Source organism: Panacagrimonas sp. (genome assembly GCF_965216805.1).
Classification (GTDB): Bacteria; Pseudomonadota; Gammaproteobacteria; order Nevskiales; family Nevskiaceae; genus Panacagrimonas.
The window spans coordinates 2,561,726-2,578,838 of record NZ_CBDCGN010000002.1 but is presented as its reverse complement, the minus strand read 5'-3'; the positions used below and the strand labels follow the sequence as shown (position 1 = coordinate 2,578,838).

Annotated in this window: 15 protein-coding genes and 1 other annotated feature; of the genes, 8 read left to right on the top strand and 7 right to left on the bottom strand. The window is 64.8% G+C overall.

The genetic code is table 11. The features are described from left to right. Nucleotide 1: 1 nt before the first annotated feature. Genes ACOOHP_RS12165 through ACOOHP_RS12150 form a run of 4 tightly spaced genes read right to left on the bottom strand, consistent with a single transcriptional unit; the run spans nt 2 to nt 2,037 of the window. Nucleotides 2-364, bottom strand: coding sequence for a hypothetical protein (locus tag ACOOHP_RS12165; protein ID WP_420466689.1), 363 nt, complete (start codon nt 362-364; stop codon nt 2-4). Then, on the bottom strand, nt 361-723 hold the full coding sequence (locus ACOOHP_RS12160; RefSeq protein WP_420466688.1) for a hypothetical protein: 363 nt from the start codon (nt 721-723) through the stop codon (nt 361-363). Before ACOOHP_RS12160 ends, ACOOHP_RS12165 begins: the two co-directional genes overlap by 4 nt. Before the next feature lies 1 nt (nt 724). Continuing rightward, the gene (locus tag ACOOHP_RS12155) at nt 725-1,456 is read right to left on the bottom strand and encodes an anti-sigma factor family protein (RefSeq protein WP_420466687.1); all 732 of its coding nucleotides are present in this window, start codon (nt 1,454-1,456) and stop codon (nt 725-727) included. Further along, on the bottom strand, nt 1,438-2,037 hold the full coding sequence (locus ACOOHP_RS12150; RefSeq protein WP_420466686.1) for an RNA polymerase sigma factor: 600 nt from the start codon (nt 2,035-2,037) through the stop codon (nt 1,438-1,440). The genes ACOOHP_RS12155 and ACOOHP_RS12150 overlap by 19 nt, the downstream gene beginning before the upstream one ends. Before the next feature lie 210 nt (nt 2,038-2,247). On the opposite strand from ACOOHP_RS12150, the gene ACOOHP_RS12145 reads away from it, so the two are divergent. Beyond that, on the top strand, nt 2,248-2,793 hold the full coding sequence (locus tag ACOOHP_RS12145) for a hypothetical protein (RefSeq protein ID WP_420466685.1): 546 nt from the start codon (nt 2,248-2,250) through the stop codon (nt 2,791-2,793). Between the two features lie 21 nt (nt 2,794-2,814). Here ACOOHP_RS12145 and ACOOHP_RS12140 read toward each other — a convergent pair whose 3' ends face one another. The 3 genes from ACOOHP_RS12140 to mfd all read right to left on the bottom strand — a co-directional run bounded on the left by ACOOHP_RS12140 (nt 2,815) and on the right by mfd (nt 8,030). After that, entirely contained in the window at nt 2,815-3,627 is an 813-nt protein-coding gene (locus ACOOHP_RS12140) for an ABC transporter ATP-binding protein (protein WP_420466684.1), read from the bottom strand. An 18-nt stretch (nt 3,628-3,645) separates the two neighbouring features. Beyond that, nucleotides 3,646-4,263 (bottom strand): CsiV family protein, encoded by a 618-nt coding sequence (locus tag ACOOHP_RS12135; protein ID WP_420466683.1) that lies wholly within the window; start codon nt 4,261-4,263, stop codon nt 3,646-3,648. Nucleotides 4,264-4,499: 236 nt separating this feature from the next. Beyond that, nucleotides 4,500-8,030 carry a transcription-repair coupling factor gene (mfd, locus tag ACOOHP_RS12130; RefSeq protein ID WP_420466682.1) on the bottom strand — a complete coding sequence of 1,177 codons (3,531 nt, stop codon included), beginning with the start codon at nt 8,028-8,030 and terminating at the stop codon, nt 4,500-4,502. Between the two features lie 304 nt (nt 8,031-8,334). On the opposite strand from mfd, the gene ACOOHP_RS12125 reads away from it, so the two are divergent. The 7 genes from ACOOHP_RS12125 (at nt 8,335) to ACOOHP_RS12095 (ending at nt 17,109) form a co-directional block, all read left to right on the top strand. Then, nucleotides 8,335-9,006: a nitroreductase gene (locus ACOOHP_RS12125; RefSeq protein WP_420466681.1), complete on the top strand. Its 672-nt coding sequence runs from the start codon at nt 8,335-8,337 to the stop codon at nt 9,004-9,006. 129 nt (nt 9,007-9,135) lie between these two features. Then, entirely contained in the window at nt 9,136-10,392 is a 1,257-nt protein-coding gene (locus tag ACOOHP_RS12120; protein ID WP_420466680.1) for an OmpP1/FadL family transporter, read from the top strand. 108 nt (nt 10,393-10,500) lie between these two features. After that, nucleotides 10,501-11,037: a VOC family protein gene (locus tag ACOOHP_RS12115; RefSeq protein WP_420466679.1), complete on the top strand. Its 537-nt coding sequence runs from the start codon at nt 10,501-10,503 to the stop codon at nt 11,035-11,037. 115 nt (nt 11,038-11,152) lie between these two features. Beyond that, on the top strand, nt 11,153-12,967 hold the full coding sequence (locus ACOOHP_RS12110) for an NAD(P)-binding domain-containing protein (RefSeq protein ID WP_420466678.1): 1,815 nt from the start codon (nt 11,153-11,155) through the stop codon (nt 12,965-12,967). Nucleotides 12,968-13,348: 381 nt separating this feature from the next. After that, on the top strand, nt 13,349-15,127 hold the full coding sequence (locus ACOOHP_RS12105; protein ID WP_420466677.1) for an efflux RND transporter permease subunit: 1,779 nt from the start codon (nt 13,349-13,351) through the stop codon (nt 15,125-15,127). Beyond that, nucleotides 15,009-16,183 (top strand): IS3 family transposase gene (locus tag ACOOHP_RS12100; RefSeq protein ID WP_420466979.1). Its coding sequence is split into 2 segments (ribosomal slippage): nt 15,009-15,243 and nt 15,243-16,183, totalling 1,176 coding nucleotides; the frame shifts between segments, so codons are not numbered across the junction. Before ACOOHP_RS12105 ends, ACOOHP_RS12100 begins: the two co-directional genes overlap by 119 nt. Then, nucleotides 15,236-15,352, top strand: a sequence feature (AL1L pseudoknot). (Overlaps the previous gene by 117 nt.) A 38-nt stretch (nt 16,184-16,221) precedes the next feature. Next, complete coding sequence (locus ACOOHP_RS12095) at nt 16,222-17,109, top strand: MMPL family transporter (RefSeq protein ID WP_420466676.1); 888 nt, start codon at nt 16,222-16,224, stop codon at nt 17,107-17,109. Nucleotides 17,110-17,113 lie beyond the last annotated feature (4 nt).

The following is a 17,113-nucleotide window of genomic DNA, read 5'->3' as shown; positions in this document are numbered from 1 at the left end:
ATCACTGCCGGGAGTCTCGAAGTTCCTGGCGACGTTCCTCGCGACGTTCCTGGAATCGCTCGCGCGCGGAGTCGGCGCGCTGGCGGGCGGCCTCGCGGCGCTGCTGCCAAGCGTCCTGGCGTTGCTGGCGGGCCTGCGCCGCCGCCTCGGCGCGGTCGCCGCTGACCGGGCCGGAGCGCACGCCGGGAATGGCGATGCGATTGACCACGCGCTCGTCCAGACGCTCGTCCTTGCCGATGACTTCCATGGTCAGGTCCAACTGCTGTGCCTCGCTGGACCAGGCCGGCAGACTCGCCAGCGCACCGCTCAGCGTCGCTGCCAGCAGCAGGTGGGTGGCAAACGGTGCCGGCGATGCTGTTTTCATCGCGCCGGCGCCAGCAAGGGCAGCTCGGTTGCGCCGACCGAATTGATGACGTTGGCGGCATCCATCAGCGTCCGCTCGACCAGGCCGCTTTCGCGCGCGGAGGCCATCGGCGGCCCGGCCGGTCCGGGAAATTCCGGCCCGCTCTTGCGACGACGCGACTCGAACGACAGCCGATCTTCGGCGGAGACCTCATCGCCATCGGATGGCACCACCGGCACGCTGGGGGTGTCGTTGCGGCTGATCGCCTGCATCGGCAGCTCCAGCGACACCGGCGCAGCAGAAGTGGATTGCGGCCACAGCCAGGCCAGACAGAAGCAGACTGCAATCCACCGGCGCGAAGACTTGGTCCTTCTGCGCACGTCAGGTGCCCCGACCACTGCCGCCCGCAGCAGGGTCAAGCTCCAGCACCGGTGCCACGCTGACGATCTGCGCCTGCAGGCGCCGCTCCTGATCGCCCCAGGTGACTCGCGCGGTGACGGTGCCGTTGGCGCCGGCCAGGGCCATCAGCGGCAGCTCCAGCAGATTTTCGCCGGCCAGCAGTTCGCCTTCCCAGGTCATGGCGCGAATACCAGGCTGCTCCGCCAGCCACACCTGTTCGGGCAGTTCCACGCTGAAACGCACGCCATCGAAATGCCGCGGTGCGTCGATGCGCATGCGTAGCGATTCGACCTCGCCCTCGGTCAGGGTGACGGTTTCGAGCACCGGCAGTTCGACGGTGGTGGCTTCGGTGGAATCACCGGTCTGGTTCCACAACACCACCGCCATGCCCAGGCCGGCGGCCGCGGCGCCGCTGAGCGCGAACGCGCCATCGCGCCAGGCCGACCGATCGGTTGGACATTCGGGGGAGGCCCGCCGCGCATGACGCAGTGCACGGGCGGCAAAACCGGCACGTGCAGACGGCGGCGCGGGCAGGGCGCGCAGGCCGGCCATTACCCGCCGCGCCATGTGCGCAGCGCTGCTGCAGGCCTCGCAGGTGCGTTCGTGCGCGTCCATGGCACGCTGGCGTTCAGCCGTCAGCGTGCCGTCCAGCGACTCGTCCAACTGGTTCGAAAACGCGCGGCAATCCATGTCCTTCATCTTGCGCTGTACCACGTACCGGTCACGGAAAAGGTTTCATCCATATCGCGCAGCGTCTCTCGCAGCCGTGCGCGTGCCCGGTGTATACGCGACTTGACGGTTCCCAGAGGCAGCGACAGCACCGTGCACAGCTCGTCCATGGTGTAACCCTCGACGTCGTGGAACAGCAGCACGGTGCGATGGTCGTCGCTCAAACGTTCGAGCGCCGCGGTCAGCTGCTCGCCGAGCTGCTGTTCGATGGCGGCCTGCTCCGGGTTGGCCTGCGGGTCGGGTTCGTTGTCGGCGAGGGTGCCGGCCCCGTCGGCAGTTTCGACTTCCGACAAGTTCACCGGGGCGTGACGCTCGCGTCTCCAGCGGTCGACGTACTCGCGGTAGAGCACCCGGGCGATCCACGGGCGCGGCTGCTGCAGGCTGGCGACCTGACCCTGGATGCGGAACAGCTTGATCAGCACGTCCTGCACCAGATCCTCGGCGCCGGATTCGTTGCGGGTCAGCCGGTACGCCACCCGGTACAGGTGCTCGATATGCGGCTCGATCAGCGCCTCGAACGAGTGCCGTCTACGACCGCTGCGCCAGCGTTTGAGGAATTCGGACATGCCGCGGGAAGGAGTGCGCCGGATTGGAAACCGGCCGGACGGAACAGGGTTGCGTGGCGATGGTAGCAAGCGCCAGGTGTGACCGGACGCACGGTCCTGCCGAGCCGATCCCATGTTCTGGGGATGTGCGGAGCGTGGGCGGCCCCGATCATTGATCGCATCGCTTAGCCGTCCAACCACCCTGCTACTCGCCTTGCCGGAGACCCCCCAATGCCACACACGAACATCCTTGACGAGGCGTACTTTGCGCTGAAGTCAAAGCTCGGCTTTTGCACGGCCAACGTCAAGGACGCTGCCGCGCTGCTCGAACGCGCCAAGACCATCACTGAAAACGCCAGCCAGGTTGCCTCGTTCGTGAAGGTCGCAACCGACGTCAAGAGCAAGCTGCAGACGGCCGCCAGTGCAATCGAGAAAGTGCATGCGTCGGTGTCAACAGCGGCAGGCGCGGCTACCGATCTGCAGGCACTGTGCCAGCTATCGGATGCGCTGGGCGTGCTCAACACCTGGGTCAAAAAGCCCGAACACAACCAGGACAAGGCCGCACAGGCCTTCGATGCGCTGTTCGGCGCGGTCGCCAACTTCGCCGCCAAGCTGCCGCCGCCAGCGAACACTTATGCCAAGGTGCTTGAGCAGGTTTCAATCGCCAAGTTCTTTTCCAACATGCAGGGCTTGGGCGCGTCCCGTACCGGCGATAACGTCAGTACGCCGACCGGTCGGCAGATGCGGGACGTGATGCGTGAGATCGAAGGTCAATGAATGCGCTGATCGTCGGGATTCTCAGTTCACCCGCCGCGCCGAGCTTGCGCCGATCAACTGCTGCAGATAGGCCTGCGGCTCGAACTTGGGCGATTCCACCTTGCGCGTCAGCAGAGCCTGCACGCGCTCGGAGTCGGAGTTGCGCACCTCGTCGACCGTGCCCAGGGCGATCACCTCGCCGCGGTCGAGCACGCAGATGCGGTCGGCGATCTTGAACGCGCTTTCCAGTTCGTGGGTGATCACCACCACGCTCATGCCGGTGGCATCGCGCAGTTGCAGCAGCAGCTCGTCCAGCGAGGCCGCGATCACCGGGTCCAGACCGGCGCTGGGTTCGTCTAGGAACAGCAGCTCCGGGTCCATGATCAGCGCGCGTGCCAGTGCGGCGCGCTTGATCATGCCGCCGGACAGTTCGGCCGGCATCAGGTCTTCGCAACCCGGCAGGTTCACCACGTCCAGCTTGATCCGCATCATGATGTCGATGGTTTCCGGATCCAGGCCGGTGCGTTCGCGCAGCGGCAGACGGATGTTGTCGCCCACGTTCATGGACGAGAACAGCGCGCCGCTCTGAAACGCCACGCCCATCCGGCGGCGCAACGCCATCCACTGCTTGTCGGTGGCGCTGGCGGTATCGATGCCCAGCAACTCCATGTCGCCGGAGACGGGCTTGAGCAGGCCCAGCATGTGGCGCAGCAGGGTGCTCTTACCCGAGCCCGAGCCGCCCATGATTACCAGGATCTCGCCGGCGGCCACGTCCAGGCTGACGTCGCGCAGCACTACGTTGTCGCCGAACGCGGCGACCAGGTTGCGCACGCGAATGGGCGGAGTCGTGCGCATCGGCTCAGGCCGCAGGTCTCACGGCGAACTCCCCCAGCGCACCACCCGCACGATGGCAGCCAGGCGCGGGCTGTCCAGATGATGCAGTTCCTCGCTGCGCATGCGCCGGCTCTCGGAGAGCGTCCAGGACGTGGCGTCGGCGCCGGGCGCGGTGTAGACCATGTCGGTGTCCAGGTGCAGAAAGCGGCCCAGGTGCAGGGCCACGCTGCCGTCGATCTCGTTGAACTGACGCGCGCCCATGCCGGACTCGTCGGCGACCACCAGTTCTTCGCCGCCCTTGAGGCGCAGGCGCGGGCCGTTGGCAGAGGGCGGATCGTTCTGCGTCCACGCCAGTCGGATCAGGGGGCGGAACTGTGCGCTGCGCCGCAACTGCGTCCAGTGATCGGCCAGCGCGAACTCGGATTCCGGCAACAGGGTGATGCCGGCACGGCTGAGTGCGGCGGTGTCGTCCAGTTCGATGGCGTTGCGCAGATTGGGCGGTGCGGGCGTCAGACCTTGCTCGTCGACCGGGCGCAGGTAGCGGAACACCAACAGATCGACGCGCCAGGTGTCGGCCAGCGCCGGCAGCGGCAGCAGACAGGTCAGGAGCAGCAGCAGGCGCGTTGCAAGGCGGCGTCGGACCACGGTTCGGGGCATCGGGCTCATGAACGTAATCGCGAATCTCGCCGAGCGAGATGCCGACACGCCCTCGCCCGCGCCGTGGGAGAGGGGGAGCCGATTGCGGAGGTATTTGACTCAAGTGTGACTGACATCGACTCAGTCCCGCTCCGTGGACTGCCAGCGACGTTCCACGGTAAGCCAAATACGGTGGATGAGGGAACAGCCATGCCGCGTGCGAGATTCATCGTCAGGTGTCGGTTCCAGCATGGTTGTCAGGTCGGGGCAGCCTTGGGCAGCAGTGTATCGAGCAGCCTCAGAAGCAGCTCGGCGCGGGTCTCCGGCGGGTCCAGCGGCGCGTTGATGTGCAGACGCTTGGCGCCTTCGAGCTTGTATACGCGCGGCTGCGCCTGCATCAAGCGAATGAGCTTGGGCGTTTCGATGCGCGGTTCGGGGCCGAATTCCAGCACCGCGCTCTTGGCGCCGGCGCGCACCTTGGACAGGCCCAGCGCCTCGCCGGCAATGCGCACCTGCGCGGCCTGGATCAGGCGCTCGGCCTGCGGCGGTAGCAGACCGAAGCGATCGATCATCTCGACCTTCAGTTCGTCCAGCGCCTCCTGCGTGTGCGCCTCCGAGGCGCGCTTGTACAGCACCAGGCGCATGTGCACGTCGGGCACGTAGGTGTCCGGAATGAGGGCAGAGGCACCCAGGTCCACCTCGCATGCGGCAAGGCCGAACGGGGTGTCGTCCAGCTTGCCGCGCTGGATCGCTTTCACTGCACGCGCCAGCAGCTCGGCGTACATGGTGAAACCCACTTCCTCGATCTGGCCGCTCTGGTCTTCGCCCAGCAGCTCGCCGGCACCGCGAATCTCCAGGTCGTGGGTGGCCAGCGCAAAGCCCGAGCCGAGATCGCCGAGGGTTTCGATGGCCTCCAGGCGCTTCTCCGCGTCGCCGCTGAGGGCGCGCTTGGACGGCACGAACAGGTAGGCATAGGCGCGGTGGTGCGAACGCCCCACGCGGCCGCGCAGCTGGTGCAGCTGCGCCAGACCGAGCTTGTCGGCGCGGTCGATCAGGATGGTGTTGGCAGTGGGCACGTCGATGCCCGATTCGATGATGGTGCTGCATACCAGGATGTCGAAGCGCTGGTGATAGAAGTCCAGCATCACCTGTTCCAGCTCACGCTCGCGCATCTGGCCGTGAGCAAAGCGCACGCGGCCCTCGGGAATCATCTCCTGCACGTCGCGGCTGAACTTCTCCATGTCCGAGACTTCGTTGTGCAGGAAGTACACCTGCCCACCGCGGCGCAACTCGCGCTGGCAGGCTTCGATCACCAGATTGCGGTCCCATTCGACCACAAAGGTCTTGATGGCGATTCGCGAAGCCGGCGGCGTGGCGATGATGGACAGATTGCGCAGGCCGGACAGGCTCATGTTGAGCGTGCGCGGAATCGGTGTGGCGGTGAGCGTGAGCAGATCGACCTCGGCGCGCAGGTTCTTCAGCCGCTCCTTGTGGCGCACGCCGAACCGATGTTCCTCGTCCACCACCACCAGGCCAAGCTCCTTGAACTTCACGTCCGGCTGCAGCAAGCGATGGGTACCGATGACGATGTCGACGCTGCCAGCAGCCACTTGCTTGAGAATCTCTGTCTGCTCCTTGGAGGTGCGCAGGCGCGACAGGGCAGCGACGCGGATCGGCCAGTCGGCGAAGCGGTCGCGAAAATTCTTCTCGTGCTGCTGCGCGAGCAGGGTGGTGGGCGCCAGCAGGCACACCTGGCGACCGGCGCGCGCCACCGCAAAGCACGCGCGCAGCGCCACCTCGGTCTTGCCGAAACCGACATCGCCGCACACCACTCGGTCCATGGTCTTCTGCGCCATCAGATCGGCCAGCACGGCGTCGATGGCCTTCTGCTGATCGGTCGTGGTGGTAAACGGAAAGCCTTCGCAGAACAGTTTGTAGTCGCTGTCGTCCAGTGCCAGCTTCATGCCCGGCTTGGCCGCGCGACGCGCCTGGATCTGCAGCAGCTCGGCGGCCACGTCCTGGGCTTTTTCGCGGGCCTTGGCCTGCACCTTGGCCCAGCGTTCGGTGCCCAGGCTGTGCAGCGGTGCGGTGGCCTCCTCGGCGCCGGTGTAGCGGTGAATCAGCTGCAGTGAGCCTACCGGCACGTAGAGCTTGTCGGGCTGTGTGCTGCCGCTGCGCGGTGCGTATTCCAGCACCAGGTATTCGGCCTCGACGCCGCCGGCGTCCAGGCGCGTGAGGCCGCGATAACGGCCCACGCCATGTTGTACGTGGACCACCGGCGAGCCGATCGCCAACGCGGAGAGATCGCGCAGGATGGTTTCGGGATCGCGAATCTTGTTGCTGCGCTTGCGTGATTCGGCCGGCGCGCGGCTGCCGAACACCTGCGGCTCGGCGATCACCGAGACGTTCAGCGACTCCAGCACCAGACCTTCCTGCAGCGGTCCCAGGGTGATGCCGAACTTGTTCTTGTGCGACGACGACACGGTGTCCGCGGAGCGGCGGGTGCGGGAGTCGTCGCCGCGGGCCGCGCCGCCGACGGTCTGGCTGTGCCCCGCTGCCGCTGTGCGGCCCGCGATGAAGTCGAACCAGCGCTCGTGCACGCGCGGCAGCACACCCAGCGGTTTGAGCCAGTCCAGCAGGGCCTCGCGACGCCCCGGGGATTCGGCGACGAACAGCACGCGGCGGGTGCTGGCGGCCAAGTGCTGGCGCACCGCCTCGGCGCCGCCGGGCAGGGCGTAAACGCCATCACCCGAGGCGGTCAGGATGCCGCCGGCTCCGCCGGCCTGCGCGCGCGCGAAGGCCTCCAGCGACTGCAATGCCTGCGCCGGCTCGCAGAACAGGTCGACCGGTTTCATCAACGGCCGTTCGATGTCGCCGCACAGACGCTCGTAACGGTCCTGGATCTGCGCCCAGTCGGTGGCCAGCGCCGCCTGCAGGTCGGCCAGTGCCAACACCCGCATGCCGGCGGGCAGATAGTCGATCAGTTGCGCGGTGTCATTGAAGAACAGTGGCAGCCAGGCTTCGATGCCGCCGGGCGGAAAGCCGCGGCTGACCTCCGCATAGATGCGCGAGCGCGCGGGGTCGCCCGGAAAATACTCGCGGTAGCGACGGCGGAAGGTGTCGATGCCTGATTTGTCGGTGGGGAACTCGCGCGCCGGCAGCAGGCGCACGGTCTCGACTTTGTCCACCGAACGTTGCGTCTCGGGGTCGAAGCTGCGGATGGTTTCAATTTCGTCGTCGAACAGATCGACGCGGTAGGCGGTGTCCGATCCCATCGGAAACAGGTCGACGATGGAGCCGCGCACCGCAAACTCACCTTGGGTCTGCACCTCGCCGACCGCGGCGTAGCCGGCGGCGACCAGGCGTTCGCGAAAACTGATGACGTCCAGGCTCTGGCCGGTCTGCAACAGCAGCGAGCGTGCATCCAGAAAGCTGCGCGGCGGCAGACGCTGGATCAGCGCGTCGGCGGTGACCAGCACGATGCCGCGACGCAGGCCGGGCAGCGCGTTGAGCGCGGCCATGCGATCAGACAGCAGCTCCTGGTGCGGCGAGAACGGGTCGTAGGCCAACGTCTCGGTGTCCGGCAGGTGCAGCACCGGCAACAGATCCGAAGCAAAGAAACGCAGCGCCCCTTCCAGCCGGTAGGCCTGCTGCTCGTTGCCGGCCACCGCCAGCACCGGCGCGTTGCTGGCCTGCGCCAAGGTCACCGCCTGCAGTGCCAGCGCCGATTCCGGAACGGTCTGTAGGGGTCGCGGTGCGGCGGGCGGTGTAACCGGAGAATCAGGCATCGTAGGGTCGGGCGAAGGGCGCGCAGGCCGCGCGCCGCGAAAGGCGGTCGACGATTTTACTGCCTTGGCGAGGGCAGGGTCCGCGTTACAGTTCAGCCCCCGACTCGCTGCAATGTTTCGCCCTCACTGGGAAAGCCACAAACTTTCACGCAAAGGCGCAAAGGTAAAGATGAAGCAAAGCACGCAGAGGAAAAAAGCATTTTGGTTTTCTTTGCGTGCTTGTGTCTTCGACTTGGCGTCTTTGCGTGAAAGTTTCAGGTTTCTTTTGTCGCCCGCCCCCATCCCTCAGCCATCGGAGCACCGATTGAACGTCAGCCAAGCCGTACGCAGCCGCAAGAGCATTCGCGCCTTTCTGGATCGCCCGGTGGATGGCGCGGTGCTGCGCGAGGCGCTGCAGCTCGCCGCCCGCTCGGCTTCCGGCGGCAACCTGCAGCCCTGGCGTCTGTATGTACTCGGCGGTGAGCCCCTGGCGGAGTTCAAGCAGCTCATGCGTCAGCGCCTGACCACTGGCCCCACCAGCGAGCCCACCGACTACGAAATCTATCCGCCCAACCTGTGGGAGCCGTACCGGACCGAGCGCTACGTGGTGGGCGAGGAGATGTATGCCCTGTTGGGCACCCCGCGCGAGGACAAGGCCGGCCGTCTGCGCCAGTTCGCGCGAAACTTCGAGTTCTTCGGCGCGCCCGCCGCCCTGTTCTGCTACGTGGACCGGCGCATGGGTCGCCCGCAATGGTCGGACCTGGGCATGTATCTGCAAACGCTGATGCTGCTGCTGCAGGAGCGCGGCATCGATTCCTGCGCGCAGGAATGCTGGTCGGTCTATCCGCAGACCGTCGCAAAATTTCTGAAGCCGCCGGAGGAATGGATGCTGTTCTGCGGCATGGCGATCGGATACGCGGACCCGGACGCGCCGGTCAACCGCTTGCAGACGCGGCGCCTGGGACTGCAAGACTTTGCCGTTTTTGACGGCATCTGAGGCTTGCCATGCTTTGTGCATCTGCCCGGGCAGCCCCCCTGGGCAGTTTCCATTAGGACAAACCCCCCGGCTGACAGAGTGGGCTCACGACTGCACACTATTGAGACTCCACTCAACAAGATATTTCCGATGAAACCTGATCGGCTGGCGTCGTGCGCGGCATTGATTGCGTTCTGCAGCCCTTTTGCAGCGCAGGCCACGGTGGGCGTGTTCGAACATGGCAACGGCATCAAGTCCATGGGCATGGGCGGCGTGGGTTATAGCTTTGCCGAGGAAACCACGGCGCTCGGCGCCAATCCGGCCCACGCGCTCGCGCTCGGCCATCGGTTCGATGTGGGCGTCGACCTGTTCGCTGCCGAAGCCGTGGCGACCTACGACGGCAACGCCGCCGGTCCCGACGAAAGCTTCGCCTCTGACGGCAGAACGTATTACGCCATCCCGCAGGGCGGATATTCCCGACGGCTGAGCGACCGTCTGGGCTTCGGCGTCACCGTGCTCAGCGCCGGTCTGGGTCCGGACTATGACGGCAGTCCCTACGAGCGCTTTGGCGGTTCCTCGCGGGTGAGCCTGGGGCTGGCATCGTCCAGTGTGGTCACGGCGCTGGCCTACCAGCTCAACAAGCAGCACACGGTGGGCGCGAGTCTCAACGTGGGCTACCAGGTGCTGGAGCTCAAGGGCCTGCAGTTCCTGGATGATCCGGCCGTGTCCAGCGCGCCCGGCAAGGTGACCAACCAGGGCAAGGACGGCGCGTTCTCGGTGGGATTCTCGCTGGGCTGGCACGGTCAGCTCACCCCCTGGCTGGCCGCGGGCGTGGCCTATCGCAGCAAGAGCTGGACCGAAAAGCACGAGGATTACCGCGGTCTGGTCGCCGAGGGCGGGCGGCTGGAACTGCCAGCGATCTACGGCGGCGGGGTGACGCTGACGCCGATCAGGAATTGGACCCTGGCCTTGGAATTTCAGCACCAGGCGTACAGCAAGGAGCCGGCGTTCAGTAACAAGATCGAAAAGCTCGCGGAAGGCAACCTGCTGGGCTCCGATAACGGTCCCGGCTTCGGCCTGGACGATGCCAACGTCTACAAGATCGGTGTCGGCTGGCAGGCGACGCCCAAGCTGACGCTGCGTGCGGGTTACACCTACAACACCGTCATCGTGCAGCGCTCCGAGACGCTGTTCGCGGTGCTGGGCTGCCTCACCACCAGCACCAATTATTCGGTGGGCGCCACGTATCAGATCGACGACAAGTGGGAAGTCTCGGCCTTCGCGTTCGACACGCCCAAGCGCTCGGTGCGCGGCGAGAATTCCATCCCGGCTGAATTCGGCGGCGGTGAGATAACCGTATCGGACAAGGTCTCCGGGATAGGCTTCTCGCTCGGGCGCCGCTTCTGATCCGATCGGCACTGAGGGCTGTCCCGCGATGTCGGGTCCGGCCCCCGGCTGTTAGCCTTCCAGGCAGACCCCGGGTACAGGGGCGCAACGACTGGAGGAGCGACCCCCATGAGCGCATCGGTCACGGTAACGGGCGAGGCCAGCCTGTCCAACAGTTTTCTCGGTGACACCATCCAGGTCTGCGTGGTCACGCAGGAGCTTGAACGCACGCTTGAAGGCTTCGTCAGGATGGGCATCGGGCCCTGGCGTGTGTACACCTTCAGCCCCGAGACCGTGCGGGATCAGACCTACATGGGCGAGCCGGCGCGCTATTCGATGCGCCTGGCGCTGGCCACCTCCGGCACCATGATGTGGGAGGTCATCCAGCCGCTGGACGGCCCCAACATCTACACGGATTTCATCGAAAGCCATGGTGAGGGCGTGCATCACGTCGGCCAGAGCTGCAACGGCCTGAGCTACGACGCGCAGTTCGAGAAGTTTGCCGCTGCCGGTCGCAAGATGATCCAGTCCGGTACCTGGAAGGGCGTGCGCTACGCCTACTTCAGCACCGAAGACCTGATCGGCACCACGGTGGAGATCTTCGACTTTCCCGAAGGTTTCGTGTTTCCCGAGCCCGAGCGCTGGTATCCGGCCAGACCCGGCTGAGCAACACCACCTCGACGCGAATTGCGCAGATGGACGCGGATCGGACCTTGTGCTGTTCCTGAGTGTCCGCGTGATCCGCGTCTGATCCTTGCGGTTTCGAAACAGGAGAACCCAGATGCCCGCCGACGCTTCCGCTCCCGTCAACACCGCCACCCAGCAGATCACGCAGTGGCTGACCGAATTCTCGGCCGCGCTCGAAGCCGGCGACAGCGCCGCCGCCGCGCGCCTGTTCGAGGACGACGCCTGCTGGCGTGACCTGGTCGCCTTCACCTGGAACATCAAGACGCTGGAGGGCCGCAAGGCGATCAAGGCGATGCTCGATACGCGCCTGGCCGACGTCCAACCCCGCGACTGGCGCGTGGTCGGCGAGGCCAGCAGCGCGGACGGCGTCACCGAGGCCTGGATCGACTTCGACACCGGCGTGGCGCGCGGCCACGGCCACATCCGTCTCAAGGGCGAGCGCTGCTGGACCCTGCTCACCACGATGAAGGAACTGGTCGGCTTCGAGGAGCGTGTCGGCGATCGGCGCGAACCCGGTGCCGAACACGGCGTGCAGAAAGGCCGCAAGACCTGGCTGGACCAGCGTCAGGCCGAGGAGGCCGAACTCGGCATCACCCGTCAGCCCTATGCGCTGATCATCGGCGGCGGGCAGGGCGGCATCGGCCTGGCGGCGCGGCTCAAGCGCCTGGGCGTTCCGACCCTGGTGATCGAGAAGAACGCCCGCGCCGGCGATTCCTGGCGCAAGCGCTACAAGTCGCTGTGCCTGCACGACCCGGTGTGGTACGACCACATGCCGTACCTGCCGTTTCCGGATCACTGGCCGGTGTTCACGCCCAAGGACAAGATGGGCGACTGGCTGGAGTCCTACGTCAAGGTCATGGAGCTCAATTACTGGACCTCCACGCAATGCCAGCGCGCGCGCTTTGACGAGGACACCCAGACCTGGGAAGTCACGGTCAAGCGCGGCCGCAAGAAGCAGGTGCTGCGGCCCACCCAGTTGATCCTGGCCACCGGCGTGTCGGGTTTTCCCAGCGTGCCGGAAATTCCCGGCGCCGACACCTTTGCCGGCACCCAGCACCATTCCAGCGTGCATCCCGGTGGCGAAGGCTGGGCCGGCAAGCGCTGCGTCGTGCTGGGCTCCAACAACTCGGCGCATGACATCTGTGCCGACCTATGGGAGCACGGCGCCGACGTCACCATGATCCAGCGTTCTTCGACCATGATCGCGCGCTCCGACTCCTTGCTGGAGCTGGGGCTGGGCGCGCTGTATTCGGAGGCCGCGCTCGCCAACGGCATCACCACCGACAAGGCCGACCTGATTTTCGCCTCCATTCCCTACCGTCTGCTCGGCCCATTCCAGGTGCCGGTCTACCAGGCGATGAAGGAACGCGACGCCGACTTCTACGCGCGCCTGCAACAGGCCGGCTTCATGCTGGACTTCGGCGAAGACGACACCGGCCTGTTCATGAAATACCTGCGGCGCGGCTCCGGCTACTACATCGACGTCGGCGCTTCCGAACTGATCGCCAACGGCAGCGTCAAGCTGCGCAGCGGCGTCACCATTGAGCAAATCGAGCCCGACGGCGTGGTGCTGAGCGACGGCAGCGAACTGCCTGCCGACCTCATCGTCTACGCCACCGGCTTTGGCTCCATGAGCAACTGGGCGGCCAAGCTGATCTCGAAGAAAGTCGCCCGCAAGGTCGGCAAATGCTGGGGCCTGGGTTCCGGCACCACCAAGGACCCTGGGCCGTGGGAAGGCGAACTGCGCAACCTGTGGAAGCCCACCGCCCAGCCCAACCTGTGGTTTCACGGCGGCAACCTGCACCAGTCGCGGCACTACTCGCAGTTCCTGGCCCTGCAGCTCAAGGCGCGCCTGGAAGGCATTCCCACGCCGGTGTACGGCATGGGCAAGGTGCATCATCGGGAGTAGGGGTGGTCGCGGCGTGCAGTCAGAGGCTTTGGCTGGCGCAAGCTCGCGTTAAATAAATCCCGGCTCATCAGTGACCCATTGCGGTGAGCTTCGTATGGTCGATATCGGTTGATGTCGCCGACGTGCCAGAGGACAGTCGGGATTTTTTCTTCAGCCCGACAGGGCGGAAGGTAATCCCCGGCCCAGTCGGAGGATCTCCTTCGATCCATGGCTCCCCTCAATAGAGGTAGTCGCGCCCGGTAACGGGTCGTACAGTTCAGGGTGGCTGGTGCGCCACGTTCGTCGTGAGAACCGCAAGAATCCAATGACACGGCGCGATGACTCCTCTGAGACCTCGGCTCATCTACTGGGCCCGCCCCTAGCGGGCACGGGTGAGCGTTGGTGAGCCCGCAGCCGCTGCGCGACCACATCGCCAGATGGGTGATGAGCCACCGCGCATTGGTCGCCGTACTGTTTCTTCTGATCTCGGTGATTTTTCTGGCCGGCATACCCCGCGCCGAGATTCGAACGGTCTTCAAGGATCTGCTTCCCAAGGACGACCCATTCGTGCAGGTCTACTACGACCATCCCAATTTCGGGAATCCGCTGACGGTCTACATCGTCATCAAGCGCAGGCACGGCACGATCTACAACCCGGAAACACTGCAGAAGGTGTGGACGCTGACGCGTGCCGTGGATCTCACGCCGGGACTTGATCACGACCAGCTGCTGTCGATCTCGACCGAGAAGCTCCGGTACGTCGAGGCCACGCCACGCGGGATGGACGTGCTTCCCTTGATGGTTGATCGGGTGCCCGTGACCCAGGCAGAGATCAAGGAATTCCGGGATCGAGTCGAGCGCTCGCCAAATGCCCGTATTTTTTTCGTGTCGCGGGATGAGACCGCGACGCTGATTCAGGCCTCGTTCCACAACCACGTCGACTTTGGCGTCCAGTTCGATGTCATCCGAGACCTTGTCAGGAAAGAGTCCGACGTTGCGCACGAAATCTTCGTTGCCGGCCAACCCACGCTGATCGGTTGGGTTTATCACCTTCAGAAGCAGACCTACGCGATCTTCGGTATCACGTTCTGCCTGCTGACGGCTCTGTTGATCCTCTACATGCGTAACGTGGCGGGTGTGGTGATGCCGCTCGTCTGCGCCATTGTTGCCGCCATATGGGGAGTCGGCTTCATCGGCTGGTTACAGCGTCCGATCGAGCCCCTGCTGACCATCGTGCCGCTCCTACTGGTGGCCCGCACGTTTTCGCATTGCATCCAGTATACCGAACGCTACTACGAGATCCTGGTTCACGTCGGAGACCGGCGAAGAGCGTCCGAGGCCACGTTGAGCGTCATGCTGGCGCCGTCCGTACTCGGCATCCTGACCGACGTGTTCGGCATCGTGTTCATTGCCATTACCCCGATCGTGACCCTTCATAATCACGCGCTGTTCTGCGGAGCGTGGGCGCTCTGGATCATCCCGACAGGCGTATTCCTTGCGGCACTGCTGCTGTCGGTTCTGCCGGTGCCGAAGAACTTTGAGCGCATTTCGGGCGGGGAAAGCAGGGAGTCCGGGATTCATCTGCTCCAGAAACGTCTTCTCAGGAAGGTTGCACGGCTGACCTTCGGCCGATCCGCCAAGTGGACCGCCTTGACGATCACCGTCGTCGGCGCGTGGGCCGCTTACGAGACCTTCCATATCAAGATAGGCAACCCCACCGAGGGCTCCAACCTGCTCTGGTATGACTCGGATTTCAATCGCGCCGTCCGAGCAATCAATTCGCTCTTCCCGGGAATGAACACACTGGAACTCGTGATCGAGTCGAAGAACCCTGATGACAATAGCAACCGAACTGCCTGGTCACCTGAGGCGTACGCCGTTCGCCTGCAGCTCCAGGCATTGATGGAATCCGATCCTGTTCTTCCACCACGCGCGACTTTGTCCTACTCCGACTACATGTCTGAACCGCCCCGGGAATCTCGGAGGCTCCCTCACTTGAGAGAATGGAGCCATGACCAGAGCATCGAAGTATTCCCCGGAAGTGCAGGAGCGCGCGGTCCGGATGGTGGCGGAGCACGCGGCGCAGCACACCTCGCAGTGGGCGGCGATCGAATCGATTGCCGCCAAGATTGGTTGTACGGCCGAGACGCTGCGGCGCTGGGTGCGCCAGGGCGAGCGTGACGCCGGCGTGCGGCCCGGCCTGACCACGGCCGAGGGCGAGCGCATCAAGGCGCTGGAGCGCGAGAATCGCGAGCTGCGCCAAGCCAACGAAATCCTGCGCAAGGCGTCAGCGTATTTTGCGCAGGCGGAGCTCGACCGCCCGTTCAAACGATGAAGGCGTTCATCGACGAGCATCGCTCGGTCCACGGGGTCGAGCCGATCTGCAAGGTGCTGCCGATTGCCCCGTCGACGTACTACGCCCACGCGGCTCGCGAGGCAGACCCACAGCGCCGTTCTACGAGGGACCAGCGAGATCGAGCGCTGGTGCCGGAGATCGAACGGGTCTGGAACGAAAACTTCCAGGTCTACGGCGTGCGCAAGGTGTGGCGGCAACTGCGGCGCGAAGGCTTTGATCTGGCCCGCTGCACGGTGGCGCGCCTGATGAAGCGCCTGGGCTTGCGTGGCGTCATCCGCGGCAAGTCGGTGCGCACGACGGTGAGTGATGCCAACGCACCTTGCCCGCTGGATCATGTCCGTCGTCACTTCAAGGCGGATCGGCCGAACAAGCTGTGGGTCTCGGACTTCACCTACGTGTCGACCTGGCAGGGCTTCGTCTACGTCGCCTTCGTCATCGACGTCTTCGCCCGGCGCATCGTCGGCTGGCGGGCTTCGTCCTCGGCGCGGACCGACCTGGTGCTCGACGCGCTGGAGCAGGCGCTGCATGAGCGCAAACCGGTCGGCCCGGATCGGCTGGTGCATCACAGCGACAGAGGTGTCCAGTACGTGTCGATCCGCTACACCGAGCGTCTTGCCGACGCGGGTCTCGAACCTTCCGTGGGCAGTGTGGGCGATTCCTACGACAACGCGCTGGCCGAGACCATCAACGGCTTGTACAAGGCCGAGGTGATTCACCGGCGGCCTTCCTGGCAACGCCGCGAAGACGTCGAGTGGGCCACGCTGCAGTGGGTGGACTGGTACAACAATCGCCGACTGATGGAACCGCTTGGCAACATCCCACCCGCCGAAGCAGAAGCTGCCTACTATTCACAAATCCCGAGTCTCGCCCTCGCGGCGTGACTCACAACAACGAGCCTCCGGGAAAACCGGGGCGGTTCATGTCCGAGGCGAATCGACTTTGGGCAGGAGGCAATCCCCAGTGGCTTCCGCTCGACCTCAACAAGAGAGCGGCGTACACGACCGGGATGGCGGTGATGTTCGGCAGCAGCCCGATGAATTTCAGCCATGTCGTGAACTTCGTCGCGCAAAACTCCACCGTCTCGCTCTGGTACGCCGACAACAAACAGGAAACGGTCGATCATGCCTTGGCGAGCGCCCGTAAAGCCGTCGATCAAGTGGGTGTGGATCATCCGGGATTCCGTATCCGCATGGCATCGGGTCTCATCGCGCTACAACAGGCGATGAACAACGTCGTTCATCGATACCACTGGCTGGTATTCGGGCTGGTGAATCTCGGAATTGCCGTGATTGCTGCGATCGCCTATCGGTCGTTTGCGGCCGCGGTCCTGCTCCTGATCCCTGTGAACCTGTCGAACTTCTTGCAGCTGGCCGTCATGAAGACGATGGGCATCGGTTTGGACATCAACGTCACGATCGTCGCCGTGATGGGGATCGGCATTGGCATCGACTATGGCATCTACCTGCTATCCCGAATACGAGAGGAGTTCCATCGCCATTCCGGTGTCTGGGAGGCGACCATCGAAGCGGCTCTGACGACGACGGGCAAGGCGATCATGTTCACGGCATCGATCATGCTCGTCGGTATTGCCCCCTGGTATTTTCTGTCGGAACTGAAGTTCATGGCCGACATGGGCCTGCTGCTCGTGGTCATCATGCTCATCAACATGGTGCTTTCGCTCGTCGTACTGCCCTTGCTGGTTTGGTTGATCAAGCCGACCTTCATCAGGACTCGCGACGAAACTACCGACATTCTCGTTGGCAAGGGCCAAGTTGCGGACGACGGAAACCGGGTCGCTGGCTTGTAAGCCG

Coding starts and splice junctions, on each gene's coding strand:
- ACOOHP_RS12095 (WP_420466676.1), top strand. CDS start 16,222: ATGTCCGAGGCGAATCGACTTTGGGCAGGAGGCAATCCCCAGTGGCTT.
- mfd (WP_420466682.1), bottom strand. CDS start 8,030: ATGCCTGATTCTCCGGTTACACCGCCCGCCGCACCGCGACCCCTACAG.
- ACOOHP_RS12150 (WP_420466686.1), bottom strand. CDS start 2,037: ATGTCCGAATTCCTCAAACGCTGGCGCAGCGGTCGTAGACGGCACTCG.
- ACOOHP_RS12135 (WP_420466683.1), bottom strand. CDS start 4,263: ATGCCCCGAACCGTGGTCCGACGCCGCCTTGCAACGCGCCTGCTGCTG.
- ACOOHP_RS12115 (WP_420466679.1), top strand. CDS start 10,501: ATGAGCGCATCGGTCACGGTAACGGGCGAGGCCAGCCTGTCCAACAGT.
- ACOOHP_RS12140 (WP_420466684.1), bottom strand. CDS start 3,627: ATGCGCACGACTCCGCCCATTCGCGTGCGCAACCTGGTCGCCGCGTTC.
- ACOOHP_RS12165 (WP_420466689.1), bottom strand. CDS start 364: ATGAAAACAGCATCGCCGGCACCGTTTGCCACCCACCTGCTGCTGGCA.
- ACOOHP_RS12145 (WP_420466685.1), top strand. CDS start 2,248: ATGCCACACACGAACATCCTTGACGAGGCGTACTTTGCGCTGAAGTCA.
- ACOOHP_RS12120 (WP_420466680.1), top strand. CDS start 9,136: ATGAAACCTGATCGGCTGGCGTCGTGCGCGGCATTGATTGCGTTCTGC.
- ACOOHP_RS12110 (WP_420466678.1), top strand. CDS start 11,153: ATGCCCGCCGACGCTTCCGCTCCCGTCAACACCGCCACCCAGCAGATC.